Source organism: Streptomyces sp. NPDC027672 (assembly GCF_055566335.1).
Genome location: NZ_JBVHSO010000004.1, coordinates 58,211 through 78,640 on the forward strand (window position 1 = coordinate 58,211; position 20,430 = coordinate 78,640).

The 20,430-nt window shown below is 75.1% G+C and carries 15 protein-coding genes; 7 read left to right on the forward strand and 8 right to left on the reverse strand.

Annotation, left to right across the window (positions count from 1 at the left end):
- Positions 1 to 105: 105 nt before the first annotated feature.
- A complete protein-coding gene (locus ACZ4SV_RS11520; protein ID WP_468004126.1) occupies positions 106 to 948 on the forward strand; it encodes a (2Fe-2S)-binding protein in 843 nt (280 codons plus the stop codon).
- Between the two features lie 318 nt (positions 949 to 1,266).
- Positions 1,267 to 2,307 carry a DUF2637 domain-containing protein gene (locus ACZ4SV_RS11525; RefSeq protein WP_365882194.1) on the forward strand — a complete coding sequence of 347 codons (1,041 nt, stop codon included), beginning with the start codon at positions 1,267 to 1,269 and terminating at the stop codon, positions 2,305 to 2,307.
- A gap of 80 nt (positions 2,308 to 2,387) precedes the next feature.
- On the opposite strand, the gene ACZ4SV_RS11530 is transcribed toward ACZ4SV_RS11525, so the two are convergent.
- Positions 2,388 to 2,861 carry an ATP-binding protein gene (locus ACZ4SV_RS11530; protein WP_365882196.1) on the reverse strand — a complete coding sequence of 158 codons (474 nt, stop codon included), beginning with the start codon at positions 2,859 to 2,861 and terminating at the stop codon, positions 2,388 to 2,390.
- A 297-nt stretch (positions 2,862 to 3,158) separates the two neighbouring features.
- Positions 3,159 to 4,901, reverse strand: a complete 1,743-nt coding sequence (locus ACZ4SV_RS11535; protein WP_365882198.1) for a pyruvate dehydrogenase — start codon at positions 4,899 to 4,901, stop codon at positions 3,159 to 3,161.
- A 1,302-nt stretch (positions 4,902 to 6,203) separates the two neighbouring features.
- Between ACZ4SV_RS11535 and ACZ4SV_RS11540 the strand changes: the two genes are divergently transcribed.
- Positions 6,204 to 7,193 carry a helix-turn-helix domain-containing protein gene (locus ACZ4SV_RS11540; RefSeq protein WP_468003481.1) on the forward strand — a complete coding sequence of 330 codons (990 nt, stop codon included), beginning with the start codon at positions 6,204 to 6,206 and terminating at the stop codon, positions 7,191 to 7,193.
- A gap of 28 nt (positions 7,194 to 7,221) precedes the next feature.
- On the opposite strand, the gene ACZ4SV_RS11545 is transcribed toward ACZ4SV_RS11540, so the two are convergent.
- The 6 genes from ACZ4SV_RS11545 to ACZ4SV_RS11570 form a co-directional block, all read right to left on the reverse strand.
- Positions 7,222 to 8,415, reverse strand: a complete 1,194-nt coding sequence (locus ACZ4SV_RS11545) for a GDSL-type esterase/lipase family protein (RefSeq protein ID WP_468003483.1) — start codon at positions 8,413 to 8,415, stop codon at positions 7,222 to 7,224.
- A gap of 158 nt (positions 8,416 to 8,573) precedes the next feature.
- Positions 8,574 to 9,062, reverse strand: a complete 489-nt coding sequence (locus ACZ4SV_RS11550; protein WP_468004128.1) for a methylated-DNA--[protein]-cysteine S-methyltransferase — start codon at positions 9,060 to 9,062, stop codon at positions 8,574 to 8,576.
- Between the two features lie 104 nt (positions 9,063 to 9,166).
- Positions 9,167 to 10,615, reverse strand: coding sequence for a DNA-3-methyladenine glycosylase 2 family protein (locus ACZ4SV_RS11555; RefSeq protein WP_468003485.1), 1,449 nt, complete (start codon positions 10,613 to 10,615; stop codon positions 9,167 to 9,169).
- A 76-nt stretch (positions 10,616 to 10,691) separates the two neighbouring features.
- Positions 10,692 to 11,786, reverse strand: coding sequence for a ribosome small subunit-dependent GTPase A (gene rsgA / locus ACZ4SV_RS11560; RefSeq protein WP_468003487.1), 1,095 nt, complete (start codon positions 11,784 to 11,786; stop codon positions 10,692 to 10,694).
- Positions 11,787 to 12,175: 389 nt separating this feature from the next.
- Positions 12,176 to 13,516, reverse strand: a complete 1,341-nt coding sequence (locus ACZ4SV_RS11565; protein ID WP_365941528.1) for a radical SAM protein — start codon at positions 13,514 to 13,516, stop codon at positions 12,176 to 12,178.
- A 147-nt stretch (positions 13,517 to 13,663) separates the two neighbouring features.
- Positions 13,664 to 14,671, reverse strand: coding sequence for a hydroxyacid dehydrogenase (locus tag ACZ4SV_RS11570; RefSeq protein WP_365871893.1), 1,008 nt, complete (start codon positions 14,669 to 14,671; stop codon positions 13,664 to 13,666).
- A 111-nt stretch (positions 14,672 to 14,782) separates the two neighbouring features.
- Here ACZ4SV_RS11570 and ACZ4SV_RS11575 point away from each other — a divergent pair, with 111 nt between their 5' ends.
- The 4 genes from ACZ4SV_RS11575 (at position 14,783) to ACZ4SV_RS11590 (ending at position 20,390) form a co-directional block, all read left to right on the forward strand.
- Positions 14,783 to 16,027, forward strand: a complete 1,245-nt coding sequence (locus ACZ4SV_RS11575; protein ID WP_468004130.1) for an FAD-binding protein — start codon at positions 14,783 to 14,785, stop codon at positions 16,025 to 16,027.
- 121 nt (positions 16,028 to 16,148) lie between these two features.
- Positions 16,149 to 19,028 carry a glycoside hydrolase family 2 TIM barrel-domain containing protein gene (locus tag ACZ4SV_RS11580; protein WP_468003490.1) on the forward strand — a complete coding sequence of 960 codons (2,880 nt, stop codon included), beginning with the start codon at positions 16,149 to 16,151 and terminating at the stop codon, positions 19,026 to 19,028.
- 41 nt (positions 19,029 to 19,069) lie between these two features.
- Positions 19,070 to 19,681: a TetR/AcrR family transcriptional regulator gene (locus tag ACZ4SV_RS11585; RefSeq protein ID WP_468003492.1), complete on the forward strand. Its 612-nt coding sequence runs from the start codon at positions 19,070 to 19,072 to the stop codon at positions 19,679 to 19,681.
- Positions 19,674 to 20,390 carry an alpha/beta fold hydrolase gene (locus ACZ4SV_RS11590; RefSeq protein WP_468003494.1) on the forward strand — a complete coding sequence of 239 codons (717 nt, stop codon included), beginning with the start codon at positions 19,674 to 19,676 and terminating at the stop codon, positions 20,388 to 20,390. The genes ACZ4SV_RS11585 and ACZ4SV_RS11590 overlap by 8 nt, the downstream gene beginning before the upstream one ends.
- Positions 20,391 to 20,430: the final 40 nt, after the last annotated feature.

Consider the following 20,430-nt stretch of genomic DNA (forward strand, 5'->3'; position numbering starts at 1 on the left):
GCGTACCCGGCGGCAGTTCAAACTCCACCGGGGTGGGTAAGGTAAGGCTTACCTGTGAAGTCCGGTCCGTGTGCGCGGACGTACCGAGAGATGGGTGGTACCGCCATGCCCGCCGCCGCCTCGCCGCTCACCGCCGCCTACGACCGCCTCACCGCGGTCTTCCCCGGGCTGACCGTGACCGAGCTGGGCCCGGACGACCCGGCGCCCTGCGGCCCGGAGTGGACCGGGGCCGCCGGGCTCGCGGCGGGCGGCGCGGAGCTGGACGCCTTCCTCGCCTGGGACGCGGCCCAGGTGGCGCGGGACCACGGCCGGCCCGCCCGCCCGGACGTCGTCGCCGGCTTCGGTCTGCACCGCTACGCGTGGGCCGCCTGCCTGCTGATCACCGTGCCGTGGTTCCTGCACCGCCGGGTGCCCCGGCTGCCCGTGACGCACGTCTCCTACGACCGTACGGGCGGCCGGATGGCCGTACGCCGCCCCGTCTCCGTGGCCTGTCTGCCGGGCGACGGCGCCGCCGCGCTGCCCGGCACGGTCGTCGTGGCGGACGAGGAGGCGCTGCGGGCCGAGGTGCGGGCGGCCGTGGCCGAGCACCTGGAGCCGGTGCTCGCGGCCTTCGGGCCCCGGATGCGGCGGCGCGGACGCGCGCTGTGGGGCATGGCGACCGACGAGGTCGTGGAGGGGCTGTGGTACGTCGCCGGGCTGTTCGGCGAGCGCGCGGCGGAGCGGGCCGTACGGGAACTGGAGCTGCTGCTGCCGGGTTCGGCCGCGCCGTACGCCGGCTCCGCCGGGTTCCGGGTGCTGACGGGCCCGGACGGCTCGGCGCTGCCCACCCGGGACCGGGTGAGCTGCTGCATGTTCTACACCGTGCGCCCGGAGGCCGCCTGCGTGACGTGTCCGCGGGTGTGCGACGGCGACCGGGTCGCCCGACTGACCGCCTCCGCCGCCGCCTGAGGAGACGTCAGGTCACGGGCGGGGCCGGCCGTCCACTAAGATCACCGGCATCGGGGCGCCCGGCCGCGGAACCGGCTCCCGGGCAGGTGCTGCACAATTTCCTCACCTGTCACGGGAACTTTCCGCGGAACCACCCGGACGGGTAGTCTTATTCGAACTCAACTCCCGCCCCTCATGCGGCAGTTCGAGCAGAAAGCCGTCCTGGGCATCCCTCTCGCACTCCCTTGGCGGCCTCTTGCCCCGAAACCCCCTGAGGGCCGTCGGGAGTGGGCCACTATGGCGGGCGTTACGCCCTATCCCCATGCAAGGGACCCTCTGATGAGACTGACCGACATATCGCTGAACTGGCTGCTTCCGGGCGCCGTACTGCTCCTGGGCATGCTGGTGGCGGTGGCGGTGCTCGCGCGCGGCAAGCGCTCCTCCGGGGACAAAGCGAGCGCGGACGACTCGTGGGAGCGCAGCGAGGAGCGCCGCCGGCGCAAGGAGGCCATCTACGGCACGGCCTCCTACGCGCTCCTGTTCTGCTGTGCGGCGGTGGCGGCGGCCCTGTCCTTCCACGGCCTCGTCGGCTTCGGCGAGCAGAACCTCGGCCTGACCGACGGCTGGCAGTACCTGGTGCCGTTCGGCCTGGACGGCGCGGCGATGTTCTGCTCCGTCCTCGCGGTGCGCGAGGCCAGCCACGGTGACGCGGCCCTCGGCTCCCGGATCCTGGTCTGGCTGTTCGCCGCGGCGGCGGCCTGGTTCAACTGGGTGCACGCGCCGCGCGGCGTGGGACACGCGGGCGCTCCGCAGTTCTTCTCCGGCATGTCGCTGTCGGCCGCCGTGCTGTTCGACCGGGCGCTGAAGCAGACCCGCCGGGCCGCGCTGCGCGAGCAGGGCCTGGTACCGCGTCCGCTGCCGCAGATCCGCATCGTCCGCTGGGTGCGCGCGCCCCGGGAGACCTACCGGGCCTGGTCGCTGATGCTCCTGGAGGGCGTCCGCAGCCTGGACGAGGCGGTCGAGGAGGTCCGCGACGACAAGCGGCAGAAGGACGAGACCCGGCAGCGCCGGCGCGACCAGCAGCGCGTGGAGCGGGCCCAGCTCAAGGCGATCAGCCGGGGCCACCGCGGCTTCGCCGGCCGGGGCGCCGGCCGGCAGGTGGAGGTGCAGACGGTGGAACGCGCTCCCGCCCCGGCGACCGCGGAGCCTGCCATAGCGGCCGAGCCGCTGCCGGTGCGCGCCCGGCCCTCCCTGCAGCCGGTCCGCGGCAAGACCGAGCCCGTGACCGTCGACCTCACCGCCGAGGACGACACCATGGCCCTGCCGCGCCTGGACTCGCTGGAGCGCAAGCTGAAGGACCTGGAGCAGCAGTTCGGCTGACGGCCGGCGCGCGGTGCGACCGCGCCACGGGACGGGGCGTGACCACGGCGGTCACGCCCCGTCCCGTTGCCGTCACCGGCTCACGCCGCCTCGGCGTCCAGTTCGAACCACACCGACTTGCCCACCCCGTGCGAGCGCACGCCCCAGGCGTCGGCGAGGGACTGCACCAGCACCAGCCCCCGGCCGTGGGTGTCCTCGTCCGTGGCCGGGCCGTGCACCTCGGGTCTGCGGCCCACGAAGTCCCGCACCTCCACGCGCAGGACGCCGCAGTCCACGACGGCGGTGAGGACGGCGTCCTCGTCGGTGTGGACGAGCGCGTTGGTGACGAGTTCGCTGGTGAGAAGTTCGGCGATGTCCGAGCGGCCTGGTTTGCCCCAGTGCCGCAGCAGTTGGCGCAGTTCCCGGCGGGCCTGGGGCACCGCCTTGAGATCCGCCCGGCCCAGCCGCCGCCGGAGCCTGCGCGGATGATCCGTGATGATGCCGGCCCCGTCCCCCGTCGTCTGCGAGAAGGCCCCGACGGTCCCGGGACCGCCCCCTCGTGCCTGCCTCTTCATGACCCCCGCCCGCACGCCGCCGGTCCCTGCCCTTCCTGGTCGAACACGTTCACGGGGGGATGCTTGCCCAGCGGGCACGGGGGCAGTCCTGGCACACGGCCGATGCCCGGCTGTTCGGCCATCCCCGCGGGCCGCCCCGGCCGGTCACCGCACCCGGCCGCCACCGCGCCTCGGGCGCCCCGGACGCCGCTGGGCGCCACGGACGCCACGCGGCGGCGGTCCGGTGCCGTCCGGCACCGGCGGTCGGCACGCCGTCACGCGCCGTGAAACTGGCCGGATTACGCTCCTCCGGCACCGTCAGGGGCGCGGCACGTTGCGCAGGTTGGAGCGGGCCATCTGGAGCATCCGGCCCACCCCGCCGTCCAGGACGATCTTGGAAGCGGACAGGGCGAACCCGGTGACCATCTCCGCGCTGATCTTCGGCGGGATGGACAGGGCGTTGGGATCGGTGACGACGTCCACCAGCGCGGGCCCCTTGTGCCGGAAGGCGTCCTTGAGGGCCCCGGCGAGCTGCTTGGGCTTCTCCACCCGCACGCCGTGGGCCCCGCAGGCCCGGGCGACGGCGGCGAAGTCCGGGTTGGTGTTGGCGGTGCCGTACGAGGGCAGGCCCGCGACCAGCATCTCCAGCTCGACCATGCCGAGCGAGGAGTTGTTGAACAGCACCACCTTGACCGGCAGGTCGTACTGCACGAGCGTCAGGAAGTCGCCCATCAGCATGGCGAAGCCGCCGTCCCCGGACATGGCCACCACCTGCCGGCGCCGGTCGGTGAACTGGGCGCCGATCGCCATGGGCAGCGCGTTCGCCATCGACCCGTGGGAGAACGAACCGATGATCCGGCGACGGCCGTTGGGCGAGACGTAACGGGCGGCCCACACGTTGCACATGCCGGTGTCGACGGTGAACACGGCGTCGTCGGCGGCGACTTCGTCGAGTACGGCGGCCACGTACTCGGGGTGGATCGGGACGTGCTTGTCGACCTTGCGGGTGTACGCCTTGACCACGCCCTCCAGCGCGCCGGCGTGCTTCTTCAGCATCCGGTCGAGGAAGCGCCGGTCCGTCTTCTCCCGCACCCGCGGGATCAGGCACCGCAGCGTCTCGCGCACATCGCCCCAGACGGCGAGGTCGAGCCGGGAGCGGCGGCCGAGCACCTCGGGCCGCACGTCGACCTGGGCGATCCGCACGTCGTCGGGGAGGAAGGCGTTGTACGGGAAGTCGGTGCCGAGCAGGAGCAGCAGGTCGCACTCGTGGGTGGCCTCGTAGGCGGCGCCGTAGCCGAGCAGTCCGCTCATGCCGACGTCGAACTTGTTGTCGTACTGGATGAACTCCTTGCCGCGCAGCGCGTGTCCCACCGGTGACTTGATCTTCTCGGCGAACTCCATCACCTCGGCGTGCGCGCCGGCCGTGCCGCTGCCGCAGAACAGGGTGACCTTGCCGGCCGCGTCGATCATCTCCACGAGCCGGTCCAGTTCGGCGTCGCCGGGCCGCACGGTGGGCCGGCTGGTGACGAGCGCGCTCTGCGGGGCCTTCTCCGGTGCCGGTTCGCCGGCGATGTCGCCGGGCAGCGCGACCACGCTCACGCCGCGCCGCCCGACCGCGTGCTGGATGGCGGTCTGCAGCAGCCGGGGCATCTGCTTCGGGCTGGAGATCAGCTCGCTGTAGTGGCTGCACTCCTGGAACAGCCGGTCGGGGTGCGTCTCCTGGAAGTAGCCGAGGCCGATCTCGCTGGACGGGATGTGCGAGGCGAGCGCGAGCACCGGGGCCATGGAGCGGTGGGCGTCGTACAGGCCGTTGATCAGGTGCAGGTTGCCGGGGCCGCAGGAACCGGCGCAGGCGGCCAGCCTCCCGGTGAGCTGCGCCTCGGCGCCGGCCGCGAACGCGGCGGTCTCCTCATGGCGTACGTGGATCCAGTCGATGGCGGCGTTGCGGCGGACGGCGTCCACGACCGGGTTGAGGCTGTCCCCGACCACACCGTAGAGGCGGCGCACGCCCGCGCGGACGAGGATGTCGACGAACTGCTCGGCGACGTTCTGTTTGGCCATGGCGCGTCTGCCCCTTCGCTGTCCCGGGATACGGCCCTCCCGTCCCATCAATTCACAGGGCCCGCGGTTACGCCTCCCACAGCGCCGCCGCCGCACGGCCGCCTGCGTGGCCCCTGCCCCGCGTCCGGGCGGCGGCGGAACCCGGCGGGGTACGGCCGGACCAGCGGCGGGCCGGGCGGACGCGCAGGCCGCACTCTTCGCACAGTGGCCCGGCCAGGCCCGCCGTGCCCACCACCCGCGCATCACCCGGGCGGGCTATCGAGGCCCGGCACGGGAACGGCGCGCGAGGCGACCCGGCCGCGGCTGCGAACGGGTGAGGCGAACACCGGGCCCCCGACGCCACGGCCGCCCGCCCGGGCGGCGCGTCCGGCTCGACGTCCTGCCAGGCACCGTCCCGCAGCCGGAACAGCCCGCCGTCGTCGGCGCCGGAGACCACGCGGGCAGGGCAGCCCGGGCGCCCGGGCAGCGGCGGACAGCACGGGCATCGGGCGCGAGGCCCTGCCCGGCGGCGCTCGCCCGGACCCGGCCGAGGCCACGGCCGGTGAGCCGACGCGGCCCCGACCTCAGGCCATCGCACCGAGCCGCCCGGACACCGGCCACGAGCCACTGCCCACCACAAACCGCTGACAGCCGCGGCCCACGGACCGCGCGAGCCGCCGGCACACCTCGGCCGCCACCGGGCGTGCCCGGCGAGGTCCCCGCGCCGGGCGCCCTCGCCGCGAGGGCCGGCCGGAGCCGACGTGGCCGAGAGCGGCGGCTGCCGGGGTCGCGGGCGGCCGGGCCGGCACCGCGGTCCGGGCCGGGGTGAACCGGGTGGCCGGGGAATCGGGCGCCGTCGTGGGGGTCCGTGTCCCCGGCGGGCCGTCGTACGGCCGCCGCCACCGGTTCGCCCCGTGACGGGCGGCCCGTCACCCTGCCGGCTCATGCCTCCGCCGGTCCGGGAAGTCAGGCCGCGCCGCCGGGAGTTGCGGGTGGGCGGCTGAACGGCCTTAGGGGCGGCGGTGGTTGTCGCCGGGCGGTCCCACCCCCCACGGGAGGACCGCCCGGCGACGTGTGAAGTGGCCCGGTCCCGGTTCCCCTACCCGCGCTCGCGCGCGTCCGGGTCCGGGCCACGGCATCGGACGGGTTCCCGGCGAGGCGCCGCAGGACCCGGCGAACGGCCTTGTGTGCCACGGCCGCTGCCACCTTGGCAGACGGGCCGCCGGTACGGCGATGATGTCGGGTGGCGGGTTCGCGCCGTGGCCGTTTCCCGCCATGGCGCCGCACCGCACCAGGGCGTTGGCGGGAGAAGGGACGCGGGGGATGCTGGCGGCGATAGGGCTGGACGAGACGCACGAGGCGGTGTACCGGGCGCTGGTGTCCGTGGGCGCGGCCGATGTGGCCGGTCTGGCGCGGCGGCTGCCGCTGGCCGAGCAGGACACCGAGCGGGTGCTGCGCCGGCTGGAGCGGCACGGTCTCGCCGCCCAGTCCCCGGCGCGGCCGGGCCGCTGGGTCGCGGCGCCGCCCGGGGTGGCGCTGGGCGCCCTGCTCGCCCAGCGGCGGCACGAGCTGGAGCGGGCCGAGCTGGCGGCGGTGCTGCTCGCCGAGGAGTACCGGGCGGCGGCGGCCGAACCGGCGGTGCACGACCTGGTGGAGGTGGTGACCGGCGCTTCCGCGGTCGCCCAGCGCTTCCTCCAGCTCCAGCTCGGCGCGGCCGAGGAGGTGTGCGCGCTGGTGACCGCCCACCCGGTGGTCGTCTCCGGGATGGAGAACGAGGCGGAGGAGCGGGCGGCGGCACGCGGGGTGCGCTACCGGGTGGTGGTCGAGCGCGCGGTGCTGGACCTGCCGCACGGGCTGACCGAGCTGACGGCGGCGCTCGGCCGGGACGAGCGGGTCCGGGTGGCGGACCGGGTGCCGACGAAGCTGGTGGTGGCCGACCGTTCGCTGGCGATGGTGCCGCTGACCTCGAAGACGGCGGAGCCGGCCGCGCTGGTGGTGCACGCCAGCGGGCTGCTGGAGCTGCTGGCGGGGCTGTTCGAGTCGGTGTGGCGCCAGGCGCTGCCGCTGCGGCTCGGCGCCACCGGGGTGACCGAGGAGCGGCCGGACGGCCCGGACGCCGCCGATCTGGAGGTCCTCTCGCTGCTGCTGGCCGGGCTGACCGACGCGAGCGTGGCGAAACAGCTCGGCGTGGGCCTGCGGACCGTGCAGCGCCGGGTGCGGCGGCTGATGGAACTGGCGGGCGTGACGACCCGGATGCAGTTGGGCTGGCAGGCCCTCGACCGGGGCTGGGTCACCCGGGAGGACCCGCGCTGAGCCGCGCCCGGGCGCGCCGGGCCGGATGTCAGGGCGCCGGTCGGCGGATCAGCGCGCGGTGGACGGTGTCGGCCACGACGGCCATGCCCGCGTCGGTGAAGTGCAGGTGGTCGCCCGGGTCGTAGGCGGGCAGCAGCCGGGACGGGGCGGCCGGGTCGCGGAGGGCGGCGTCCGCGTCGGCGACGGCGTCGAAGGCGCCGCCGGTGCGGATGAAGGCGTTCACCCGCTGCCGTACCGCCTCGCCGGCCGCCGTCCAGGCGGGATAGCCGGCGTACGGCGTGAGCGTGACGCCGACGACCGGGATGCCGCGGGCGTGGGCGCGGGCGACCAGGGCGCGGTAGGCGTCCGCGTAGGCGGCGGGGTCGCTCGCCTCCGGGGCGCCCTTGATGTCGTTGATGCCCTCGAAGACGACCAGGGTCCGCACCCCGGCCCGGTCCAGGGCGTCGGCGTCCAGCCGGGCGAGGGCGCTCGGTCCGGTGCCGTCGCGCAGCAGGCGGTTGCCGGAGAGGCCGGCGTTGAGGACGCCGGTCCGGTGTCCGCGCAGCCGCCGGGCGAGCCGGTCGGGCCAGCGGCGGTTGGTGTCGGGCGTGGAGCCGTCGCCGTCGGTGAGCGAGTCGCCGAGCGCGGCGACGCTGCCGGCGGCGGGCCCGCGCACGTCGACACCGGTGACGTAGTACCAGCGGCTGGTGGTCGCCGTGTACGCGCCGCCGTCCACGTCGGCGGCGCGGCCGGCGCCGGACCGGGCCAGGTAGCTGGTCTGGAGGGCGGTGCGGTGGTAGGTGGCGGGCCCGGAGTCGTCCGGGGTGTACACGGTGACGAGCAGGTCGGCGGCGGCCGGCACGGACAGGGCCACCGCGTCGGTGACCGTGTCGGCGCCCGGCGGGACGGTCACCGAGGCGGCGCCGTGGAAGGTGGCGGTGCGCAGGGTGCCGGGTACGGCGCCGGGGCCGGCCGCCCGGCGCAGCGCGACGGTGACCGCGCCGAGCCGCAGCGGCCGGGTGCCGAACCGGTTGCTGAGCCGGACCCGGACGGCCAGGCCGCCGACGCTGAGGTGGACGACGTTGCGCAGGGCGGCGCCGGGCAGCGCGGCGGCGGTGCCGGAGGGTGCGGTCTCCCAGCTGCCGGTCCAGGGCAGCGGGGCCGGCTCGGCGACGGCCGGTGCCGTCAGGCCCGGCAGCAGCAACGGCAGCAGCACCGCGAGGACCCGTACGACCATGGCCATGTGTGCCCGCCCTTCCCCGGCACCCCCGGGGACTCCCCCGTGGCCCGTCGCAGGCGACCGTGTCACACGGCCGGGGCGCCGCGCCGGAACAACGGGGTCGGTCCACCCGCTCGGCGCAACGCGGGGCGCCGGGGCGGAAGGTTCCGGCGGGCGGCGGCTCACCCGAGCACACCCTCCAGGGTGAGCAGCCACACCTTGCGCTCCACGCCGCCCGCGTAGCCGGTCATCGTCCCGTTCGCGCCGATGACCCGGTGGCAGGGGCGCACGATCAGCAGCGGGTTGGCGCCGATCGCCCCGCCGACGGCGCGCACGGCCGCGCGGGGCGCGCCGATCCGGGCGGCGATCTCCCCGTAGGTGACGGTGGCGCCGTAGGGCAGTTCGTCCAGCGCGGTCCACACCCGCTGCCGGAACGGGGTGCCGGCCGCCCGCAGCGGCAGCCGGAACTCGGTCAGCTCACCGGCGAAGTACGCGGCGAGCTGGTCGACGGCGGCGCGGAACGGGCCGGGGTCGTGCCGCCAGCCGTCCTCGGCGGTCCGGCCGCCCTTCTGCCCGGGCACGGACACCGAGGTGAGCGCGCCCTCGGCGTCCGCGGTGAGCAGCAGCCGCCCGACGGGGGCGTCCAGGTGGGTGCAGTAGACGGTGCTCATCTGGCTGGTGTACCTCGGCGTTTCGGTGGTGAGTTCGGCGGTCGGCAGGTGCGGGGCGGGCGGGCGGATGGCCGACGGGAGGCGGGCGGCCGGCGGGCCGGCGGTCACGGGAGCGGCTCCCCCGCCACCCGCAGGTGCTGCACGGCGTACGACCGCCAGGGCCGCCAGCCGTCGGGAACGGGTGTGCCCGGCGGGGCGGTGTCCGGGTCGCCGAGGGCGCGGACCCGCAGGGCGGCGACGGTGTCCGGGTCCATGCCGGGCAGGGCGAGCAGGGCCGCCTCGGCGCCGTCCCGGTCGGCGCCCGCGTCCAGCCGTACCACGCCGTCGGCGAGGGCCGCGGCCAGTGCGCCCAGCGGGCCGCCGGGCTCGGCCTCGGCGAGCGCCGCGGGCTCCGGGAAGAGGTGGGTGAGGCCGCCGTGCGGCGCGTCGAGCAGTTTGCCGTAGCGCCGGACCAGCCACTCGGCCCGGTCCCGTCCCGCCAGGGCGTGCACGGCGGGTTCCAGCGGGTCGACGGCGCCGGGGACGCGCAGTCCGGGCCGGGCGGCGACCAGCGGGGCGAGCCGCGGGTCGGCGGCGAGCCGTTCGTCGACGGCGTAGGGATCGGCGTCGAGGTCGAACAGCCGGCGCAGCCGCTGCACGGCGGTGGTGAGGTCCCGGGGGTCGGTGAGGTGCAGCCGGGCGTCGAGCCAGCCGCCCGGGCGGGTGCCGGTGCGGGCGCGGGGGGCGCGGACGCGTTCCTGGACGGCGGCGATGCCGGTGCCGTACGGCAGCCGCAGGGTGCGCCGGTAGGTGCGGGCGCCGGGGACGCCGGTCACCTCTTCGACGCCCGGTACGGCCTCGCGGGCGAGTTGGTCGAAGACGGGCGCCGCCTGGTAGGGGCCGCGGTGGGCGAGCCGGAGCGGGATGCCCGTGGCCGGTGCGGTGCGGCGGGCGGCGCGGTCCCGGGGGGCGGCGGCCCGCAGTCCGGTCGGTGTCGTGGCGTACACCTCCCGGACGGTGTCGTTGAACTGCCGCACGCTGGCGAACCCGGAGGCGAACGCGATCTCGGTGACCGGCAGGGCGGTGGTCTGGAGCAGGACGCGCGCGGTGTGGGCGCGCTGGGCGCGGGCCAGTGCCACGGGGCCGGCGCCCAGTTCGGTGGTGAGCTGCCGCTGCACCTGCCGGGCGCTGTAGCCGAGCCGTGCCGCGAGCCCGGCGACGCCCTCGCGGTCCACGACGCCGTCGGCGATCAGGCGCATGGCCCGGCCGACGACGTCCGCGCGGACGTTCCACTCCGCCGAGCCCGGCACGGCGTCCGGCCGGCACCGCCGGCAGGCCCGGAACCCGGAGCCCTGCGCGGCGGCGGCGGTCGCGAAGAACCGCACGTTGTGCCGTTTCGGTGTCACGGCGGGGCAGCTCGGGCGGCAGTAGATGCCGGTGGTCTCGACGGCGAAGAAGAAGACTCCGTCGAACCGCCCGTCGCGGCTGCGCACCGCCTCGTACCTGCTGTCTTCGTCCTTCACATGCTCCAGTGTGGGCCCCGGGAGAGGGCCGGGCCAGCGGAAATCGGACATGGAGGTGTGGGTGTCGCCACGCCCCGCTCCGGCCGGACTCCCGCGTGCCCCGCCCCCGGCGCCCGGTGTCGTTCCCCTACATCCAGCGCCCCCGCTTCGCCTCCATCGCCGCCCTGCCCTCGGCGCCCTTGCGCTTCCAGTCCTTCTTGATCTCGGCGCGGACCCGCGCGTCCGTCTTGGCGACGATCCGCTGGTTCTCCCGGATCAGCTTGCGGTAGCTGTCCAGGCGCCGCGGCGGGAGTGCGCCGTCCTCCACGGCGGAGCGCACCGCGCAGCCGGGCTCGCTCTCGTGCGCGCAGTCGTGGAACCGGCAGTCCTCGGCGAGTTCCTGGATCTCGGCGAACACCTGCCCGACGCCGGTCTCCGCGTCGAAGAGGCCGACGCCCCGCAGTCCGGGTGTGTCGATGAGCACCCCGCCGGCCGGCAGGGCGAGCAGGTTGCGGGTGGTCGTGGTGTGCCGGCCCTTGCCGTCGACGTCACGGGCGGCCTGGACGTCCATCACGTCGGCGCCGACGAGGGCGTTGGCGAGTGTGGACTTGCCCGCGCCGGACTGGCCGAGCAGCACGCTCGTACCGGCACCGGCCAGCGTCACCAGGGCGTCGAGTCCGTCGCCGTGCAGGGCGCTGACGGCGAGCACGGGCACGCCGGGCGCGCTGGTCTCCACGTCCCGCACGAGGTGGGCCAGGGTGACCGGGTCGGGCACGAGGTCGGCCTTGGTGAGGACGACGACGGGCTGCGCGCCGGACTCCCAGGCGAGGGCGAGGAAGCGTTCGACGCGGCCCAGGTCGAGGTCCACGGCGAGGGACACGGCGATCACGGCGTGGTCGACGTTGGCGGCGAGGATCTGCCCCTCGGACCGCTTGGAGGAGGTGGAGCGGACGAACGCGGTGCGGCGCGGCAGGTACGCGCGCACGTAACGGGGGTCACCGGCGGCGTCGACGGCGACCCAGTCGCCCGTGCACACGACCTTCATCGGGTCGCGGGGCACGACGAACTCGGTGTCGCCGCGGACGGTCCCGGCCGCGGTGACGATGTCGCACTGGCCGCGGTCGACCCGGACGACCCGGCCGGGCAGCAGGCCGTCGGCGGCGTACGGGGCGAACGCGTCGGCCCACGCCTCGTCCCAGCCGTAGGGAGCGAGCGCGGAGGAAGCGGTGGAGCTGGAAGTCAAGGCAGACCCTTCACAGGGGTGGCCCCGGGCAGCCGCGTACGGTGCGCGGCCGGTTCAGCCGGTGGCCACGGAGGTGGACGTGAGACGTTCCTGGATGCGGGCAGCGCCCGGCACAGTGACAGCCATCGGTCGACACCTCCTCGTCCTCGCTCGTGTGTGCGCACACCACCGTGGCGTGCGGGGCAACTCTAGCCCGTGCGCGGGGCCGCGCGTCAACGGCTTTTCCGCGCGACCGGCCCCAACCCACCGCGCGGGGCGCGCCGTTCGCGGAGAACCGCGTGGGGCGCGCCGTTCGCGGAAGACCTCGCGGCGGGGCACAGGGCCCGTCCCGTTCCCGTCCGGCGAGCGGCCGGTTCACCTCCGGTGACCGGCCGCCGTGGCCGTCCGGCTCACCCCCGCGCCGGTGCCTGCGGCCGCTGTTCCGTCGTGGCCGCGGGCAGGCTGTCCATGAAGGAGCTGACGGAGAACACGGCACGGCCGGGGCCGGGCGGGCCGTAGCCGGGCGGGGAGGACAGGCCGAAGTCGTCCATGGTCTGCCGGTAGGCCTGGAGCAGCCGGATGTGGTACTCCAGCGGCGCGCCCTGCGGGTTGGCCTTGCCCAGCGGTGTGGTGGGCTCCGGGCACCAGGTGGTGAAGCGGGGCGTGATGCCGTGCGACATGAAGAAGCGCAGGCCCTCGGTGGTGGAGGCGATGGCCTCGTCGACGGTGGTGAAGCCGAACGGCTCGGCCATCTCGACGCCCGCCACGAAGTTCGGGATCACGTTGCGGGCGCCGAACACCTCGGCGGAGTCCAGGATCCGGCGGTGCCACTCGTCCCGGCCGACGTAGCGCTCCTTGCCGGGGCAGTACAGCTCGAACAGGCGGCGGTCCCACACCTCGAAGTTGGGGTGGTAGATCTGCACGCCGTAGTCCTTGAACCGCTGCACGTCCGCCTTGGGCAGCGCCTGGGCGACGACCTTGCCGATCCAGCGGCCCGGGAAGCGCTCCTCGATGGCCTTGGCGTAGTGGCCGTAGAAGTCGGCCTCGTCCCGGCCCGCCACCTTGGAGGTGATCGCGCCGCCGGTGAGGGTGTAGGCGGTGGACGCCTTCTGGGTGTCGTACCGGTCGATGATCTCCAGGGCTTCGAGGACCTCCTCGACGTCCTTCACGCCCGTGTACGGCCGTCCGGCCGCCTTGTGCTGGCGCCAGTTGTGGTTGATGTCGCAGTACTGGCACTCCTCCTTGGCGCCGAAGTACTGGCAGACCCGGAAGACGGTCAGATAGATCAGGTAGCCCCACTGGATGGTCGGCGCGACCTCCATCACGGACTTCCCGTTGGAGAGGGTGTGCCGGTAGTACTCGGGCATCGGCGGCACGCCGACGTCGGCGATGCGCCTGCCGTCGAGGTACAGCCCGAGCAGGCCCTCCTCGTCGGCGGCGACCCGGTAGGGCGAGGCGGGGTTCACCCGCACGGAGACGACCGTGCGCCGCAGGTCGTACGGCCCGCCGGTGAGGATGATCTCCTCCGGGGGGCGGCGCAGCGCGGCCTCGCCCAGCTCGGGCAGGGTGCCGTGGTCGAAGGAGAAGATGAAGTAGGACTTCGGCTTGACGTCCCCGGCCTCGTTGTCGCTCAGGGCGGACTTGTCGAAGGCGACACCGCCCCGCAGCAGGTCCTCCTTGACGACGGCCTCCCGCGGCACCTGCGGGAACCGCTCCATCAGATCCTCGACCAGCGCGGTACGACTGCCCATTCGTCTTTCTCCTCCCGGTTCAGGCGTACGGCTCTCACCGTATGCCCCCGCCGCGGGCCCGTCCGTGCCGGGTCCCCGCCCGGCACGTGACGTGTTCCGGTACGGCGGCCCCGGGTCGTATCCCGGGTACGGCGGCGGGCCGTGCGGTCAGGCCGTCCGCTCCAGCTCCGCCCGGTCCACGGCGTACCGCAGCGCCGCGCCGGACGACAGCCGCTCGGCCTCCTCCACCACCACCCGGCCGAGCCGGGCCAGCTCGTTGCCCTGGGAGCCGGCCAGGTGCGGGGTGACGAAGGCGTTGGGCAGGTCGTACAGCGGGGAGCCGGCGGGCAGCGGCTCGGGGTCGGTGACGTCCAGTACGGCGCCGAGGCGTCCGGCGCGCAGCTCGGCGGTGAGCGCCTCGTGGTCGACCAGGGCGCCGCGCGCGGTGTTGATCAGCACCGCGCCGTCGGGCATGAGGGCGAGTTCGCGGGCGCCGATCAGACGGCGGGTCTCGGCGGTGTGCGGGGCGTGCAGGCTGACGGTGTCGCTGGTGGCGAGCAGTTCGTCCAGCGGCAGCAGCGGTACGCCGAGGCGGGCGGCCTCCGGCGCGTCCACGTACGGGTCGGCGAGCGCGACCGCGAGGTCGAAGGGGCGGAGCAGTTCGATGAGGCGGCGGCCGATGCGGGAGGCGCCGACCACGCCGACGCGGCGGCCGAGGTTGCCGACGCCGGTCAGGACGCCGTCGTAGGGGAAGGCGCGCCCCTCGCGCAGCCGGTCGCGCAGCGCGAAGACGTCCTTGCCGGTGAGCAGGATCATGGCGAGCGTGTACTCGGCGACGGGCAGGGCGTTGGCGGCGGCGGCCGAGGAGACGGCGATGCCCCGCCGCCACACCTCCGGGCCGGTGAAGCCCTTGACCGAGCCGGCCGCGTGCAGCACGGCGCGCAGCCGCGGTGCCGCATCCAGCACGTCCGCCTCCAGGCGCGGGCAGCCCCAGCCGGTGACGAGGATCTCGGTGCGGGCGAGGGCGGCGCGCACCCGGGGCTCGGTGAAGTCCCGCGCCACCAGGGCGGGATCGATGTCCACGCAGGCGCGCAGCCGGGCCAGCAGTTCCGGCGGGAAGACGAGCGGCAGGTTCTCGGCCGTCATGGCGAACAGGGCCTGCACGCGCTCGGTCAAGGAGGGGGCCTTCCGGCTCGGCGACGCACGGACAGCAATCGGTCTCTACGGTAGGTCCCGGCCAACCAGAGGGTCAACGGACCCGCAGGCGGGGAGGAAACCATGGCAGACATGCCGGAGACGGTCACCAACTGGGCGCGCAGCGTCACGTATACGGCCAAGGAGTTCTACCGGCCGGACACGGTCGAGGGGTTGCGGGCCGTGGTGGCCGGCAGCGGGAAGGTGCGGGTGCTGGGCAGCGGGCACTCCTTCAACCGGATCGCCGATCCGGGCGGTGAGGGCGTGCTCGTGTCGGTCGCCGGTCTGCCGCCGGTGATCGACGTGGACGGCACGGCCCGTACGGTCCGGGTCTCCGGCGGCGTCCGGTACGCGGAACTCGCCCGTGCCGTGCACGCCCGGGGTCTCGCTCTGGCCAACATGGCGTCGCTGCCGCACATCTCGGTGGCCGGATCGGTGGCGACCGGCACCCACGGGTCGGGCGTGGGCAACGGTCCGCTCGGGTCGGCGGTGCGCGAGGTGGAGTTGCTGACCGCCGACGGCTCGACGGTGGTGCTGCGCCGGGGCGACGCCCGCTTCGACGGCGCCGTGACCTCGCTCGGCGCGCTGGGCGTGGTCACCGCGCTCACCCTGGACCTGGAGCCGGCCTACGAGGTCGAGCAGCACGTGTTCACGGAACTGCCGTTGGCGGGGCTGGACTTCGCCGCGGTGTCGGCGGCGGCGTACAGCGTGAGCCTGTTCACCGACTGGCGGCGGCCGCAGTTCAGGCAGGTGTGGGTCAAGCGCCGGACGGACCAGCCGGCCGTGGACTTCCCGTGGGCGGCGCCGGCGGCCGAGGCGGTGCACCCGGTCCCGGGGATGCCCGCGGCCAACTGCACCCGGCAGCTCGGCGTGCCGGGCCCCTGGCACGAGCGGCTGCCGCACTTCCGGGCGGAGTTCACACCGAGCAGCGGCGAGGAGATCCAGTCGGAGTACCTGCTGCCGCGCGGGGCGGCCCTCGACGCGCTGCACGCGGTCGACGGCATCCGGGACGCGGTCGCCGGTGTGCTCCAGATCTGCGAGGTGCGCACGGTCGCCGCGGACGCGCAGTGGCTGAGCCCGGCGTACGCGCGGGACTCGGTGGCGCTGCACTTCACCTGGGTGCGCGACGAGGCGGCGGTGCTGCCGGTGGTGCGCCGGCTGGAGGAGGCGCTCGCCCCCTTCGATCCGCGCCCGCACTGGGGAAAGGTGTACGAGATACCGGCGGCGGACCTCCGTGACCGGTACCCGCGACTCGGCGATTTCCGCGCCCTGGCCCGCTCCCTGGACCCCACGGGCACGTTCACCAACACCTTCGTACGGGAACTCCTCGACGACTGACCCACCAGACCGTCACGACCGCCCTCTCGATCCTGCCCCTGCTGTCGGTGTTCCTCTTCCTCCAGCGCCGGCTGGTGCGGGGATCGCGCAGACCGGCAGCAAGGGCTGAGCTAGGAGACCCATGTCCGTCCGCACGACCACCGCGTACGTCGAGGACGTCTCGCCGGGCTCCGGAGCGCTGCCGCCCCGCGCCTGGTACGCGGCCTGCGACTCCCCCTCCCTGTCCCTCAACGGGCGCTGGCGCTTCCGGCTGTCGGACACGGCCGACGCGGAGGACGACTCCTTCGCGGCGAAGGACTTCGACACCGGCGGCTGGGCGGAGGTGTCCGTGCCCGGCCACTGGGTGCTCCAGGGCCGCGGCTCGCCCGTCTACACCAACCACCTCTATCCGTTTCCGGTCGACCCGCCCCGGGTGCCGACGGAGAACCCGACCGGCGACCACGTGCGCGTCTTCGCCCTGCCCGCCGGCTGGCCCGCGGACGGCGGCGCCGTGCTCCGCTTCGACGGGGTGGAGTCCTGCGCCCGCGTCTGGCTGAACGGCACGGACCTCGGCGAGTTCAAGGGCTCCCGGCTGCCGCACGAGTTCGCGGTCGGGCACCTGCTGGAGCCCGGCCGCAACGTGCTGGCGGTCCGTGTCCACCAGTGGTCGGCGGGCTCGTACCTGGAGGACCAGGACCAGTGGTGGCTGCCGGGCATCTTCCGGGACGTCACGCTGCTGCACCGGCCGCCGGGCGGCGTCGGGGACTTCTTCGTGCACGCCTCGTACGACCACACCACCGGCGAGGGCACGCTGCGGGTCGACGCCGACGTGGCCGGCCGGGTGACCGTCCCGGACCTCGGCGTCGACACGGCGACCGGCGAGCCGGTGACGGTGCCGGCCGAGCCGTGGTCGGCGGAGACACCCCGGCTGTACGACGGCGTGCTGGCCGCCGGGGGCGAGCGGGTGGCGCTGCGCATCGGGTTCCGCACGGTGGAGCTGGCCGACGGCCTGATCAAGGTCAACGGCCGCCCGGTGCTGTTCAAGGGCGTCAACCGGCACGAGTGGCACCCCGAGAAGGGCCGGGCGCTGGACCACGCGACCATGCGCGAGGACGTGCTGCTGATGAAGCGGCACAACGTCAACGCGGTCCGCACCTCCCACTATCCGCCGCACCCGGCCTTCCTCGACCTGTGCGACGAGTACGGCCTGTGGGTGATCGACGAGTGCGACCTGGAGACGCACGGCTTCACCGAGCAGGGCTGGCGGGACAACCCCGTCGACGACGACCGCTGGACGCCGGCCCTGCTCGACCGGGCGGCCCGGATGGTCGAACGGGACAAGAACCACCCCTCCGTGGTCGTCTGGTCGCTGGGCAACGAGGCCGGCACCGGGCGGGGCCTGACCGCGATGGCCGAGTGGATCCGCGCCCGGGACGGCTCCCGGCTGCTGCACTACGAGGGCGACCCCACCTGCCGAGACACCGACGTGTACTCCCGGATGTACGCGGACCACACCGAGGTGGAGCGGATCGGCCGGCGCCTGGACGGCGGCCCGCGGCGGCGCCGCGCCCTGCCGTTCCTCCTGTGCGAGTACGCCCACGCCATGGGCAACGGGCCGGGCGGACTCGCCGACTACCAGTGGCTGTTCGACACCCACGACCGGCTCCAGGGCGGCTTCGTCTGGGAGTGGATCGACCACGGCATCGCCCATCCGGAGCTGGGCTACGCCTACGGCGGCGACTTCGGCGAGGAGCTGCACGACGGCAACTTCGTCTGCGACGGCCTGCTGTTCCCGGACCGGCGGCCCTCGCCCGGCCTCGTCGAGTACAAGAAGGTGATCGAGCCGGTCGCGATCACCGGCGACGGCCCGGCCGGCGCCGTCCGCGTCACCAACCGGTACGACTTCGCGGACCTGTCGGCGCTGGCCTTCACCTGGTCCTACGAGGTCGACGGCGAGCCCGCCGGCTCCGGCACCCTGACGGTGCCCCCGCTGGCCCCCGGCGAGTCCGCCGCCGTCGAACTGCCCGCCGTGCCGGACGGCGCGCCGGACGGCGAGGCCTGGTGGACCGTCCGGGCCCGGCTCGCCGCCGGCACCTCGTGGGCGCCGGCGGACCACGTGGTCGCCTGGGGCCAGCTCCCGGTGTCGGGGCGCCGCACGCCGCGGGTCGCCGCGACCGCCCGGCCGGTGCCCGGCGACGGGACCGTGACGCTGGGCCCGGCCGTGTTCGACGCCCGGACCGGCGCGCTGCGCAGCGTCGGCGCGGTGTCCGTCACGGAGCTGCGGCTGGACGTGTGGCGGGCCACCACGGACAACGACGACGGCGCCGCCTGGCAGAGCGGCCCGCGCTACGGGACGCTGTGGCGGAAGCTGGGCCTGCACCGGATGCGGCACCGCCTGGACGCGGTGGAGGTGGGCGCGGACGCCCTGACGGTCCGTACCCGGGTAGCGGCGGCCGGCCGGGAGCCGGGACTGAGGACGGAGTACCGGTGGACCTCGGACGGGGACCGGCTCCGGCTGACGGTGTCCACGGTCCCGGACGGCGACTGGACCGTCCCGCTGCCCCGCCTCGGCGTCCGCCTGCGCCTGCCGGCCGCCGACCGGGTGCGCTGGTACGGCGGCGGCCCGGGCGAGGCGTACCCGGACACCAGGGCGGCGGCGCTGACCGGCCGCTGGGAGTCGACCGTGGACGCGCTGCAGACGCCGTACGTGCGCCCCCAGGAGAACGGCGCCCGGATCGACGTGCGCTGGGCCGAGCTGGGCGGGCTGCGCATCGAGGGCGACCCGGCGTTCTTCCTCACCGCCCGCCGCTGGCCGACGGAGCTGCTGGACGCCGCGACCCACCGCACGGATCTGGTGCCGGCCACCGGGGACGTGTGGGTCAACCTGGACCACGGCCAGCACGGCATCGGCTCCCAGTCCTGCGGCCCGGGCCCGCTGCCCCGCTACCACCTGCGCGCCGAACCGGCCCGGTTCTCCTTCGTCTTCTCCGCGGCCGACGGGACCTCCCCGCCCGTTTCCTAGATACTCTAGGATGACGCCTAGACATCCAAGGAGGCGGGCGTATGGCACGGGCGGGGCTCAGCGCGGAGCGGCTGGTGGCGGGGGCCGCCGAACTGGCGGACGAGGTCGGTCTCGACCGCGTCAGCGTCTCGGCGCTGGCCCGCCGCTTCGGCGTCAAGGACGCGAGTCTGTACTCGCACGTCCGCTCGCTCCAGGACCTGCGCACCCGGCTCGCGCTGTACGCGGGCGGGGAGCTGATCGACCGGATCGCGGCGGCCGTGGCCGGCCGGGCGGGCAAGGAGGCGCTGACGGCGTTCGCCGGCGCCTACCGCGCCTACGCCCTGGAACACCCCGGCCGGTACGCGGCCACCCAGCTCCGCGTCGACCAGGCCCTGATCGCCGACTCCCCCGCGCTGCGCCGCACCGCCGAGATCACCTACGGCATGCTCCGCGCCTACGGCCTGGCGGAACCGGACCTCACGGACGCGGTGCGGCTGCTGCGCAGCACCTTCCACGGCTACTGCGTCTTGGAGAGCGCGGGCGGCTTCGGCGCGGACCGGGACGTACGCGCCTCCTGGGACAAGGCGGTCGAGGCCCTGCACCTCGCCCTCAGCCACTGGCCCCGGGAGCACCGGGCGGAGCAGCAGAAGCGGGAGGAGCACGACGATGTCTGACACGCCGTCCTACGAGGTGACGGGGCGCGGTCCCGTGCTGCTGCTGGTGCCGGGCGGGGCCGGGCACCCGATGGGGCTCGACCCGCTCACCGACCGGCTGGCCACGCGCTTCACCGTGGTGACGTACGACCCGCTGGGCCTCGCCCACGGCCGGCTCGGCGAGCCGGTCGCCGAGCAGCGGGTCGCGGACTGGAGCGAGGGCGCGCGGCGGGTGCTGGAGGAGGTGCTGCCGGCCGGCGACACGGCGTACGCGTGCGGCACCAGCTCCGGCGGCATCGCGGTCCTCGACCTGCTGGCCCGGTATCCGCAGCGGCTGGCGCACGTGGTCGCGCACGAGCCGCCGTGCGTGACGGTGCTGCCGGACGGGGCGGCGCGGCGGGCCGAGCTGATCGGACAGCTGGACACGGAGCCGCGGCCGGCCGCCGAGGGCGGGTCGGCGACTCCCATGGGCGTCTTCCTGGGCCGGGTGCTGCGCCCGTTCACCCGGTACGCGCCCGCCGTGCCGGCCTTCCCCGGCCGGCTCACCGTCGCCGCCGGCACCGACTCGCGCGGGCAGCTCCTGCACCGCACGGCCGAGGCCGTCGCCGGGCGGCTGGGGTGCGCCTTCACCGAGTTCCCCGGCGGGCACCTGGGCGCCCTCGACCACCCGGCGCACTTCGCGGACCTGCTCACCGAGACGCTGCGCCCGAGCGCGCGGACGCGGTCGTAGCGGACGCAGTCGTAGTCGTAGCGGACGCAGTCGTGCGAGA